The 13,807-nt window shown below is 36.9% G+C and carries 6 protein-coding genes; 4 read left to right on the top strand and 2 right to left on the bottom strand.

Annotation, left to right across the window (positions count from 1 at the left end; all coding sequences use genetic code 11):
* The 3 genes from RC62_RS06025 to RC62_RS06015 all read left to right on the top strand — a co-directional run.
* A partial coding sequence (locus tag RC62_RS06025; protein ID WP_157472387.1) for a gliding motility-associated C-terminal domain-containing protein occupies window positions 1–2,160 on the top strand: 2,160 nt, incomplete at its 5' end.
* A gap of 58 nt (window positions 2,161–2,218) precedes the next feature.
* Entirely contained in the window at window positions 2,219–3,127 is a 909-nt protein-coding gene (locus tag RC62_RS06020; protein WP_055093584.1) for a type IX secretion system membrane protein PorP/SprF, read from the top strand.
* Window positions 3,128–3,129: 2 nt separating this feature from the next.
* Window positions 3,130–5,070 carry an OmpA family protein gene (locus RC62_RS06015; RefSeq protein ID WP_055093582.1) on the top strand — a complete coding sequence of 647 codons (1,941 nt, stop codon included), beginning with the start codon at window positions 3,130–3,132 and terminating at the stop codon, window positions 5,068–5,070.
* A 434-nt stretch (window positions 5,071–5,504) separates the two neighbouring features.
* Here RC62_RS06015 and RC62_RS06010 read toward each other — a convergent pair whose 3' ends face one another.
* On the bottom strand, window positions 5,505–6,356 hold the full coding sequence (locus RC62_RS06010) for an outer membrane beta-barrel protein (RefSeq protein WP_055093581.1): 852 nt from the start codon (window positions 6,354–6,356) through the stop codon (window positions 5,505–5,507).
* A gap of 49 nt (window positions 6,357–6,405) precedes the next feature.
* Complete coding sequence (locus tag RC62_RS22835) at window positions 6,406–12,690, bottom strand: T9SS type A sorting domain-containing protein (protein WP_055093579.1); 6,285 nt, start codon at window positions 12,688–12,690, stop codon at window positions 6,406–6,408.
* 95 nt (window positions 12,691–12,785) lie between these two features.
* Between RC62_RS22835 and RC62_RS06000 the strand changes: the two genes are divergently transcribed.
* A complete protein-coding gene (locus tag RC62_RS06000) occupies window positions 12,786–13,796 on the top strand; it encodes a hypothetical protein (RefSeq protein WP_055093577.1) in 1,011 nt (336 codons plus the stop codon).
* Window positions 13,797–13,807: the final 11 nt, after the last annotated feature.

Genomic DNA, 13,807 nt, shown 5'->3' with positions numbered 1-13,807 from the left:
CCAGCAAACGGAGTTCTGGCATTAGCAGGAGTTCCGGTAACTGTAAATCAGGTTTTAACACCGGCTGAAGCAGCGCTACTTACTTATGATCCAAGTGGAACATTTACAGGTAATGATACTTTTACTTTTACTGCGACAGATGATCTAGGTGCTGTAGCTTTACCAAGTGCCACAATCACAATTCCGGTTGGGAATAATGCACCAGTTGCTCAAGATGATACTAATGCAGGTATTCCTTCAAGAGCAGGAGCAACGCCTGTCAATGCTTTAAAAGCTACAGATACTGATGGTACAATTGTAAGTTATACTGTTTTAAGCTTACCTTCTCATGGAGTTTTAGCCTTATCAGGAACACCGGTTTCAGTAAATCAAATACTTACACCATCAGAAGTTGCTATGCTTACTTATGATCCAAGCGGGGCATTTTCAGGTAATGATACCTTTACTTTTACAGCGACTGATAATAACGGAGCGATCGATGCAACTCCGGCAGTAATAACAATTACTATTGATAAAACAGTTCTTATTGCAGTATCTGATCCTATAAACTCAGTTGTAGGAATCAATAAAACGGTAACGGTTACAAATATTTTTAATAATGATACTTTAAATAATAGTCCATTAGATCCTTTAGACGTTAATCTATATATACCAACGCCGGATCCAACAGGAATACTAACTTTAAAACCTGACGGTACAGTAGAGTTAGCTCCAAATGCACCGGCTGGAACTTATTCATTGACATATGAAATTTGCGAAAAAGCGAATCCTTCTAATTGTAGTCCTGCTACAGTTTCAGTAAAGGTTGTTTCGCCTACTATGACGATAACAGCAAATAGTTATTGTTCTAATAATACACCATATGTGTCTTATAGTGTAACAGCAGATAATTTTACTCCAACAGATTTATTAACAATCAACTGGATAGATAGTGCTAATAACATCGTAGCAACACAAAGCAATATGCCACTTAATGGTAACGTATTGTGGCCTGGAGCAACTATTGATGGTAATAACAACCCAACAGACTGGCCGGGATGGGTATTAGTAAATGGACAATGGACACAAGGAAATGATGGTTTTGAATTGACAAGACCGGCTGTTACAATGCAGTTTACATTAAACCCTACAAAATCTGTGGTTGTAAATTATCCTTCGGCAATATCGGGCTGTAATGCAATGCCAACTTTTGGTATTCAGGCTGGTAATGATGATGATGTAACGCTTGCTGACGGACTTAATGGTGCATTAGAAGTGATCAACGTTCTTGCTAATGATAAATTGAATAGTGTTCCTGTAAAACCTTCAGATGTTATTTTAAAAGGTCTGGATTTACCAAAAGGAATTACTATTAATGCAGATGGTACGCTTGATGTAGCACCAGGTACAAAAGGTGGAAATTATACATTAACATATCAAATATGCGAAGTAGCAAATTCATCGAATTGCAGTACTGCAACAGTTAAGATTTTTGTTGAAGTTCCGGCAATTGCAATTGTAAAAACAGTGGTACTCAATGATACTAACAATAACGGATATGCTGAAGCAGGAGAGACCTTAACTTATGAATTCACGATTACGAACAAAGGTAATGTTGATCTTGAAAACATATTAGTCGCTGATCCTTTACCAGGAATCGTGATGAGCGGAGGCCCAATTACTTTAGGCGCTGGTCAAAGTGATAACTCCTCTATTACAGGAATCTATACCTTAACTCAGGCAGATGTAATTGCAGGAAGTATAAGCAATCAGGCAACTGCATCAGGAATTACGAAAAGCGGAATTATTGTGATTGACAAATCAGATTCAAGCGATGTGAATGGAGAAAAACCAACTGTTATAACATTAAGTGGTTGTGTGATCAAAATCTTTAATGCTGTTTCTGCAAATGGAGATGAAAAGAACGAAAGATTCTATGTACAAGGTCTGGAATGTTATCCTGATAATACGGTACAGATCTATAACCGTTGGGGAGTTTTAGTGTTCGAAAGAGATCATTATAATAATAATGACATCGCTTTTAGAGGTATATCAGAAGGTCGTGTTACTATTAAAGACTCAGATGGATTACCTGAAGGAACTTACTACTACATCATCAAATATAAAGATATGCAGTCTAATCCGCATCAGGAAGCAGGGTATTTATACCTTACTAAGTAACACTATACAAATTAAAATGGCTTAGTTACGGCTAAGCCATTATTTAAAAATAAAATAAATGAGAAAATTAGTTTTTATTTTAATGTTTTGTTCCGTTGCAGGTTTTGCTCAGCAAGATGCGCAGTTTACACAATACATGTATAATACCATTAATATAAATCCTGCTTATGCCGGTTCAAGAGGCGTTATGAGTGTTTTTGGATTGTATCGTACACAATGGGTTGGATTAGACGGAGCACCGGAAACAAGTAGTTTTTCTGTAAACACACCGGTTGGGAATAATGTTGGACTTGGAGTTTCATTGGTTAATGATAAAATTGGTCCCACAAATGAGAATAACTTATCGGCGGACTTTTCGTATTCGATTCCAACATCAGCAACAGCTAAACTTTCTTTTGGTATAAAAGGATCTGCTAATATTTTTAAACTGGATCCTACTAAATTAAGACCGGAAAATCAGGGAGATCCGCAATTTCAGGATTTCGAAAATAAATTTACACCCAATGTTGGGGCAGGAGTATACTGGCACACAGACAAAGCTTATGTAGGTTTATCTGTTCCAAATTTTATTCAGACCAATCGTTACGATGATAATGATATCGCGATATACAAAGACCGCATCAACTATTATTTTATCGCAGGTTACGTATTTGATCTGGATCGTTATGAAACGATAAAATTCAAACCGGCCTTATTAACCAAAATGGTCGAAGGTTCGCCATTGCAAGTCGATGCATCTGCAAATTTTATGTTCAACGATAAATTCGTAATTGGTGTTGCTTACAGATGGAGCGCATCGGTAAGTGCATTAGCAGGGTTTCAGATAACGGATAGTTTATACATAGGTTATGCTTATGATCGCGAAACAACGAAACTGGTAAATTATAATTCAGGATCGCACGAGATATTCCTGCGTTTTGAATTCTTAAATAAATATGGCCGAATAACTTCACCAAGATTTTTCTAATTATGAAAATTAAAAATTTAATTTATACTGCTTTTTTGTCTTCTGTTTTCTTTAACGGAATGGCCCAAAAAACAGTATTAAATAAAGCAGAGAAAGAGTACAATCAATATGCTTATGTAGACGCTATTTCTATTTATGAGAAAGTAGCCGAAAGCGGGTATAAAGAGGAGAAAATGTTCCAGAGATTAGGAAACGCTTATTATTTTAATGCTGAATTAACAAAAGCTGCAAAGTGGTATGATGCTTTATTTGCGTTCAATAATCAGCAGGAACCAGAATATTATTATAGATATGCACAGGCTTTAAAATCTGTTGGGGATTATGCCAAATCAGATAAGATGCTTGAGATTTTTAATGCTAAAGTCAAGACAGATTCAAGAGGAGTTTTATTTGAAAATAATAAAAACTACCTGGAACAGATTAAGTCAAATTCAGGCAGGTTCGAAATATCTGATGCCGGAATCAATTCGAAACAATCTGATTACGGAAGTACGGTTTATAATAATAAACTTGTTTTTGCTTCTGCAAGAGATACGGGAAATGTTGCCAGAAAAACATTCAAATGGACAAACAAATCATTTACTAATTTGTTTGCTGCCGAGTTAAAAGCAGATGGAAGTTTAGAAGATCCAATTCGATTTGAGAAAAAAATTAATTCGAAATTCAATGAGTCTACTCCGGTTTTTACAAAAGACGGAAAGACAATGTATTTTACAAGAAACAATTTCCTTCGTGGAAAAAAAGGAAAAGACAACAAGAGAATTACTTTATTAAAGTTATATAAAGCAGATTTTGTAAATGATAAATGGACAAATGTTATTGCTTTACCTTTTAATAGTGATCAGTATAGTATAGCGCATCCGGCTTTGAGCATTGATGAAAAAAAGCTGTATTTTGCCTCTGATATGCCGGGAAGTTTCGGACAATCTGATTTGTATAGTGTAACTATAAATGCAGACGGAACGTTTGGAAAACCTGAAAATCTTGGTGCCTCAATTAATACTGAAGGAAGAGAAACTTTCCCTTTTATCGCCGCAGATAATGAACTTTATTTTGCCAGCGACGGTCGTCCGGGATTGGGAGGGTTGGATATTTTTGTAGCAAAAATAAAAGAAGATTCCACTTTTGATCAGGTACAGAATATTGGAGAACCGGTAAATACTAAGTTTGATGACTTTGCTTTTATAATAGACAGTAATACACGAAAAGGTTTTTTCTCATCAAATAAAGAAGGCGGAATAGGGAATGATGATATTTATAAATTTACAGAGACAAGAAAACTGGATTGTGAAAAAAAATTATCAGGAACTGTATTAGATGCTAAAACGAATGAAGTTTTGGGTGATGCAAAAGTGATGTTGCTTGACGACAAATTTCAGCAAATTTCAGAGGTAGTTTCAGGTACGGACGGTACTTACAATTTCGATGTTAAATGTAACAAAACATATTCGGTAAGAGTCGCAAAGAAAGATTATGAAACCAATGAAAATACAATTACAATTCAGCCATCAAATGATAAAGCAGAATTAAATGTAAAACTGGATAAGCAAATTGAGCAAATTGGTGTTGGAACAGATTTAGCTAAAACATTAAATATTCCGATTATTTATTTTGATCTCGATAAGTCATTTATTACAGAAAGAGCTGCTTTTGAATTAGAGAAAGTTTTAGCCGTTATGAAACAATATCCAAATATAAAAATAGATGTTCGTTCTCATACAGATAGCAGACAAACTGAAAAATACAATATGATTCTTTCTAACAAAAGAGCAAAATCAACAATTGAGTGGTTGGTAAAACAAGGAATTTCGGCTGATAGAATGTCCGGAAAAGGATATGGGGAAAGCCAATTGAAAAATAATTGTTCTGATAATGTAGCTTGTACAGAAGAGGAACATCAGTTAAACAGAAGAAGTGAATTTGTAATTGTTTCAATGCAATAAATGGTATTCTGTTGTTATTAATTTTTTTAAAAATTGTTAATTTGAAAAGCTGCAAGTGATCCTTGCAGCTTTTTTTATGGCTATTTAGTAAAGGTGTCGCTCCGCTGGAGCTTGATTGACGCACACATTTCATTTTGCTATAGATATTGCGCTCCGCTGGAGCTTTGATTGACGCACACATTTCATTGGCTATAAATATTGCGCTCCGCTGGAGCTTTGATAATATGAATTCCATAGAATTTTTAAATTCCAGCGGGATGTCATATTTATAGAAAATAGAATACGTGCGTTTATTAAACCCCAGAGGGGTGAGATAGAATGTAGACGTATAATAAATCCATTAAAAAAACAGCATTTTTTACAAATAAAAAAGCCGGTTCCCCCCATGAAACCGGCTTAATTAATTCATCCTTACAGAATAAAACCATATAAATTTAACGTAAAGCGAATCTTAATTTGAGTCCGTATGATACCAATCTGACATTATTTGCGAACGGAGAGTCAAGTACGCTATTGTTTTTTAGTACAACAGGCAATTCCGGAGTATATTCTACCAGAGGTTTGTTGTTGCTTTTGTCGTAGATATTATTTAAACCATAGTCTAAATAAACTCCAATATAAATAGCACTTCTGTCTCCAATGCTTTGTTTTAAACCCGTTTCAAAAGTTGCTGAATAAGATACTTCTGTATCAATATCCTGTTTGCTTGTTTTTACATTGTTTGTGCTGGCAAAACCGGCAAATGCAGGAGAAAACAATGTAACATTATATTGCGGATAATAACCGCTGGTAGTCAGATTGTCCATTTTTGATTCGTAACTTCCACTTGTGGCAAATCCTATTTTGGCACCGGCAGCAAGATATAACTTTGATGATCCCTCAGTTTCAAACTGAATACCAATTGGAATATTTACGTATCCTAATTTTTGTTCTTCTCTTAAATTTGTTGCTCTGTATCTAAATTGAAAAGCCTCATCTTCGGAATCAACAGTATTATATTGTCCGCCAATAGACTGAAATTTTACATCAGAATTATAGGTCTGATATTCTACCCCAATTCCAATACTTAATCCTTCATTTAAATAGTAAGAATAACGAATTCCTGCATTTATTCCGTTTCCGGGTACGATGTCTCCTGGTGTATTATACTTTAGAAATGAAGAAGGTCCGCCAACTGAAATTGAAATTTCTTGTTTTTTGTCCTGAGCATAACTATTTAGGCAAGATCCTAAAAGTAGAGTAAGCATTGATATTGATGCTATATAGTTTCGTATATATTTTTTCATCTTAATTTTTTTTTAAGTCAGTGCTGTCCGAAAACAGCACTGACAGATTTTATTTATTTACTATTACTTTTAGAGTTTTCTTGATATTTGGAGTTTCCAGAACTACAATATACATATTGCTCTCAGCATCAGGTAACTGAATTTCAGTTTTTACCGTAGAAGATTTCAATGTTTTTACCAATTGACCAGAAACAGAATATAAGCTTATTTGCATATTTTCTAATTCATCCTCAGGGAAATCTGCTTCAACGGTAATCACTTTTCCTGTTTGAATAGGGTTAGGATAAAGCTTAGCTGATACTGGTTTTTGAATCGAAATTTTAGTACTGCAAGTGCTTAATACTTTTCCATCCTTAGTGGTCATTTTAACACTAAAGTCTGCAGATGTATCCAGGGTATTAGATAAATCATCTCCCGCTGAATAATACTGTCCGGTTCCTACCAATACACCATTTTTAAACCATTGATATGCTACAAATTCGTAACCGCCATTAGTTTGAGGGTTGTTGTTTACAAGCAATACATTATTGAATTTTTGATGAACAATGTCATAGAATCCAAAAGGTTTTTCTACTGTTATAATATAGTTTGCCGTTGTGCTTCCGTCCTGAGAAGTAACACCTACATTTTGTGTATAAATTCCCGGTTTAGGAGGTGTGATCGTAAAATTAGCCGATGGTGTTATAATAGCATTGGTTAGATTTGTGATCGCAACATTTACGTTGTTCTCACCACATTGCATTACATATTTAATTTCCTTCGCTGGATTTGGATACGATTTAGTTCCAATTTTAATCTCAGTAACGCTAACATCATTGTTTTTGATTACAAGAACTTGCGAAACATCTGCTGCAGGTAAATAATTAGCATTACCATCCTGATGTGCTACAATTAGTAATTCTCCTGATCTTAACAAATTAACCAATCCAAGTGCTGTAACATTAGCTGGTGGAAGCGAAGAAGTATAAGTAAAAGAATAACGAATTGGTAATCCTGAATTAGCAGCAGCTTCTAAATTGAAGGTGTTAAGTAAATCAAGAGTTTTTGGAGGAATCGCTGCAAAAGTAATAAGCTGAGCTGCTTTTTTAATAGTAAGCTGAGCTGTCAACGTAATTGGTGAACAATTAGGAGAACTTACTGCCGGAGATACTATCGCAGTAACTGTATAAACTCCTGCATTGATTGCACCATTAGTAGTACTTGCAGTTGGTGTAATAGAATAAACTACACTTGCTCCTGCAGGAAGATTCGCAACTTGTGCTGCATGAACACTTCCATTATAAGTAAATTCAGCATTGCTAAAAGTTACCAGATTTAAAGGAGAAGCTGTTACATTAACCGTTTGATTTTGATTTGAAACATTACCATGTCCGTCATCATAAGTCCAAGTGATTACATAACTGCCTGTAGTTGTGTAATTTAGAGGATCAGATGTTGTAGCATTTATAATTCCGGCACAATTGTCTGTTGCTGTAGGCACAGGAATCTGAGAGGCTGAAATTGAACAATCACTATTAATAGCTGGTAAATTTGCTACATCAGGAATTGGTGCTGTTACATCAGGGGTTGTTAATATGCTTACAGATTTTATAGCGTTACATCCGTTAGCATCTGTAACGATTACTGTATAATTTCCTTCAACTAATCCCGTTGCTGTTGCAGTAGAACCACCCGTTGGAAGCCATTGATACGTATATCCGGCAGTTCCGCCCGTTGCGTTTACAGTTGCAGACCCGTCAGCAGCTCCAATACAAGTTACATTATTTTGTGTAACTGTTGCATCAAGTACTGTTGGCTCAGTAACCATAACAGATTCAGTTATTGTACAGCTATTAGCATCCGTAATAGTTACCGTATAAGTTCCTGCGGCTAATCCAGTTGCTGTTGCAGCTGTACCACCAGTAGGAGACCATGAATACGTGTAAACACCAGTTCCGCCTGTTGCGTTTACAGTTGCACTACCATTACTTCCTCCATTACAAGTAACACTTGTAGCAGTAGTAATAGCGGTAAGAGCAGCAGGTTCTGTTAAAGTAAAACTTTGTGTTACCTGACATGCATTGGCATCAGTGATTATTACTGTATAATTTCCTGCTGTTAATCCAGTTGCAGTTGCAGCTGTACCACCAGAAGGGGACCATGAGTAAGAATATGCTCCGGTTCCTCCGGTTACATTTACTGAAGCAGTTCCGTTAGTTCCGCCATTACAAGCTAAATTAGTTTGAGATGGAGTCACTACTAAAGCAGCCGGTTCTGTAATAGTAAAGTTTTTAATTATTGAACAACCATTACCCGCAGTTATAGTTACTGAATAGTTACCCGCAGTAAGATTATTTGCTGTATCTGCTGTACCACCAAAAGGTGCCCATAGATAAGTAAAAGGTCCTGCTGCTCCAGAAGGAACTACTGTAGCAGATCCTGTATTAGAACCATTGCATAAAACATTAACCTGTGATGTAGTAGCAACTAAAGTATTTGTTGTAGTTACTGTAAAGTTCTTAACGATTGAACAACCATTATTATCTGTAATTGTAACACTAATGTTTCCGGCAGATAATCCTGTTACTGTTTGTGTTGTTTCACCATTAGACCATAAATAAGTATATGGTGAAGTACCTCCAACCGGACCTACAGATGCCTGACCCGCTGTTGAGCATGTTGCATTTATTAAAGTCGTAGTTGCATTTAAGGCTGCTGGCTGAATAATAGTAAAGTTTTGAAAGTAACTACATCCATTGTTATCTGTAATTATACAAGTATAATTTCCTGCTGTTAAACCTGTTGCCGTTGCAGCTGTACCTCCGGAAGGTGACCATACATACGTATATCCTGGTGTTCCTCCTGAAGCAACTACAGAAGCTGTTCCTGTGGCTCCACCATTACAAAGTACATTGGTTTGAGAAGATACTACTGTTAAAGCAGCAGGCTGATTTATAGTAACATTTACTGTATAGGTGCAAGTATTTGCATCTTGAACAGTAACCGTATAATTTCCGGCTGCTAATCCTGAAGCCGTAGCCCCTGTACCTCCTGATGGAGACCATGAATAAGTGTAAGGAAATGTTGCTCCCGTTGCTGTTACTGTTGCTACACCATTAGTACCTCCATTACAGGAAACATCTGTTTTTGAAACTGTTGCAGAGAATTGAGCAGGTGTGCTAATCGTGATATTTTTAACTAATGTACATCCGTTAGCATCTGTAATCGTACAGGTATAGTTTCCTGCAGGTCTGCCTGTAACTGTTGCTGTTGTACCTCCTAAAGGTGCCCATGCATACGTATATCCGGGTGTTCCTCCTGATACAGTAACGCTTGCAGAACCATTTGATCCTCCAAAACAACTAACTCCCGTTGAGGCTGTAGTTGCAGAAAGAATTGCTGCAGGCTGAGTAATAGTAAATGATTGAGTTGCCTGACATAAGTTGGCATCTGTAACGGTTACCGTATAAGTTCCGGCAGCAAGACCACTTGCTGTAGCTGCAGTTCCTCCAGATGGTGACCATGAGTATGTATATGTACCAGTTCCGCCAGTTGCATTAACTGTAGCAGATCCGGTTGCTTCTCCACGGCATCCTATATTCGTCATTGATACCGGTGATGCAACTAATGCTAGTGCCGGTTGCGTAATAGTAACAGTTGCTGTTGTCTGGCATGTATTAGCATCTGTAATAGTTACAGTATAAGTTCCAGCTGTTAGTCCTGTAGCCGTTGCTGCAGTTCCTCCTGATGGAGACCATGAATATGTATAGGTACCAGTTCCTCCTGTTGCTGTAACAGTTGCAGATCCGGTTGCAGCGCCATTACATAATATATTGTTTTGAGTAGTTGTTGCGGCCAATAGAGTTGGCTGTGTAATAGTAAATGCCTTTGTTGTCTGACATGAATTAGCATCTGTAACAGTTACTGTATAAGTACCTATTGAAAGTCCGCTTGCTGTAGCTGCAGTTCCTCCTGATGGAGACCATGAATACGTATATCCACCAGCTCCTCCGGTAGCTATAACAGTTGCAGATCCGTTAGATCCTCCGTTACAGCTAACATTGTTAATTGTTCCTTGAGAAGCGGTTAAAAGAGGTGGTTGTGTTATAGTAAAATTTTGTGTAATTGCACACGTATTAGCGTCTGTAATAGTTACACTATAGTTTCCTGCTGAAAGACCAAATATTGATGATGTTGTGGCACCATTTGACCATAAGTACGTATAAGATCCTGCACCTCCGGTTGGAGCAACAGTTGCAGATGCGTTGGCACCGCCATTACAGCTTACATTAGTTTGTAATGCATTAGCATTGATAACTGTTGATGCTCCAACAATAATATTGTTTACAGTTCTTGCACAAGCATTAGCATCAGTAATAGTTACACTATATGTACCAGCTATAAGTCCTGTTGCTGTTGCAGTAGTTGCTCCGTTAGACCATAAATAAGTATATCCCGGTGTTCCTCCTGAAGCTGTAATTGTAGCTGTACCATTAGTTCCTCCAAAACATGAAACTGATGTAGTAGAAGGTGTTCCGTTAAGAGCAGCAGCAGGTTGTCCTACAACAATGTTATTTATTATTCTTGTACAAGCATTAGCATCTGTAATAGTTACACTGTAAGTTCCAGCTGCAAGTCCTGTGGCTGTTGCTGCAGTTCCTCCTGATGGAGCCCATGAATATGTATATCCTGGTGTTCCTCCTGTAGGTGCAATGGTTGCTGTACCATTATTGCCTCCAAAACAAGAAGCTGCCGTTGTAGACGCAGTTCCGTTAAGAATTGCTGCAGGTTGTCCTACAATAATATTGTTTATAGTTCTTGGACAAGAATTAGCATCAGTTATAGTCACGCTATAAGTTCCTGCAATTAATCCTGTTGCAGTAGCCGTTGTAGCTCCGTTAGACCATAAATAAGTATATCCTGGTGTTCCTCCTGCAGGTACAATAGTTGCTGTACCATTAGCTCCTCCAAAACAAGAAACATTTGTTACGCTGGGAGTTCCGTTAACAGTTGCCGCAGGTTGTGCTACAGTAATATTGTTTATAGTTCTTGGACAAGAGTTAGCATCTGTAATAGTTACACTATAAGTTCCTGCACTTAGTCCGCTTGCCGTTGCAGTAGTTGCTCCGTTAGACCATAAATAAGTATATCCGGGAGTACCTCCGAAAGCCGTAACAGTAGCTGTACCATTAGAACCTCCAAAACAAGAAACTGCTGTTGTAGATGCAGTTCCGTTAAGGGCTGAAGGCTGTACTATTGTATAGGTTCTGGTAATTTGTGTTGATTCATTATCAGTAACAGTTACTGATATAGGCCCAACACCAAGTCCTGTTGCAGTAGCCGTTGTAGCACCATTAGACCATAAATAAGTATATGGAGTTGTACCACCAATTGCATTGACAGTTGCTGTACCGTTAGATCCGCTATTACAGCTCACATTAGTTTGTGGTGTAGATGAAGTTCCTAAAGCCGCTCCTGTAGTAAGTGTTAGTTCAGTTCCATAAGAAGTACCTGCACTATTCGTTGCATAAGCTCTGTAATAAATAAGTGATCCGGGAGTTAGACCAGTTACAGTATTTGCAAATGATCCAGTCCCGGTGCCAATTTGAAATTTATTGCTTAAAATAGTTGGATTAGGTGTTGTTGCCCAAACGATACCTCTTTGTATTGTGGCATCACCGCCATCTGCAGTTACATTTCCGCCAATTACAGCAGAAACTGATTTAACAGTTGTAGCTGCTGTCGTAGTAACAGTAGGAGCTACAGCTCCATTTGCAAATGTAAAATTATCAATAGCAAAATAATCGTAGTTCGCACTTAATTGAACTTCAAGCTGATCAATAATAATATTGGTATAATCGCCAGCACCATCTGTAGCGAAATTTGCGTATATAAAACCATTACCAGGTAAAGTATAACCAATATTAGCGCCTGTAGTATTTTTTACTATAGTAAATTGTGTAACACCTCCTAGTTTACCTCTAAAGGTAATAGATCCAGGAGCTCCATTGCTCGTAACTCCTGCATTTTGGTTAGCATCTCCTGAAACATAAATCCAAAAGTTGGAAACCTTAAAACTCCCTGCTGCCGCAGTAAAAGTACCAAATTGCCCTAAAGCTTCTGGCCCCGCAGAATCGGAAACCTGTATAAATCGGTTAGAAGTAGCATAACCAAGACCAAGACCATTATATACAGTAAATGTACCATAACTGCTGGTCAGATTAAATGTTTTGGGGCCGCTTGTAAAAGTTGCTACAGAAACGGGAGCACTTTCAAATGTTTCCAGTGTTGTTTGCGCAGTTATATGCTGCGTTGCAAAAAACAGAAAAATTAATAATAAGTAAAGTTTTTTCATAATGTTTTGATATTAGATTTATCATTTTGTATTCTTGTTATTTATTTTATAGTTATATCCCGAACTTCAATCATTAGAATTAAAGCAGAAATATTATGTATAAACAAGAGCTTGCGATCATTGTTCAATCTATCATTGCGTCAAATACTGTTGATGAACATATAAAACATGCTAAGGAACTCTCTGGTTTCTACGGTAAAATTTCTACAGTCCAGCATTCAAAAAACAATGAAACTCTTATTAAGGGCGGCATCGCTTTGTCAAGTTCAGGAGCTGCAGATTGTGTCGATGATTACCTTCGTACTGTCTTTTTTATTAAAGGCATTTACAAGGCTTTAACCAAGTTGAGCAATGATTTTCCTGAAAGAAGTATTAATATCCTATATGCAGGCTGTGGGCCTTATGCAACATTAATTCTGCCTTTACTTTCCTTATTTGATGAAGATAGAATTAATGCTATTTTATTAGATATCAATGCAAAATCAATAGAATCAGTATACCATCTTTTGTCGGTTATTGGTCTTGATCAATACCAATTGCAATTAATAGAAACTGATGCAACCACTTATACTAAACCTGAAAATTTTACTATAGATCTTGCCATTTCAGAGACCATGCATTATGCACTCACGAGTGAACCACAAGTAGCCATAACACGAAATATTGTTTCTCAATTACCGGCTCATGGAATTTTGATTCCGCAGGAAATAAGAATTGATCTCGCGTATACCTTTTTTGATTATGAGCCATCGCTTAAAAATGCGAAACAAGAGGTAAAGGGCCACAAACAAATGCAGCCCTATCCTCATAATGTATTTGTTGATAGATTATTTACAATAAACAAAGAACTTTTTGGCAGTGTAATTCACAATTCAAAAATTGAAAGTAACTTTTATGACCTGCCGGCACACTTTGATAATCATCCTGATATTTGCATTTTTACTGAACTTAAGATATTTGACAACATCGAGTTAAAAACCGCTGAGTCTTATATTACAAACCCGTATTGTGTTGTATCTCTTTACAGTATAAAGGATTATTCAGGCATTCAGTTCGTGTATGATTTTAGCGAAATGCCAAAATGGTCCTACACCCTAAAAGATTAATTGTAATAAAC

This window comes from Flavobacterium aquidurense (genome assembly GCF_001404985.1).
Classification (GTDB): domain Bacteria; phylum Bacteroidota; class Bacteroidia; order Flavobacteriales; family Flavobacteriaceae; genus Flavobacterium; species Flavobacterium aquidurense_B.
Note: the sequence above shows the minus strand (reverse complement) of the source record. Positions and strands in the feature narration are given on the sequence as shown.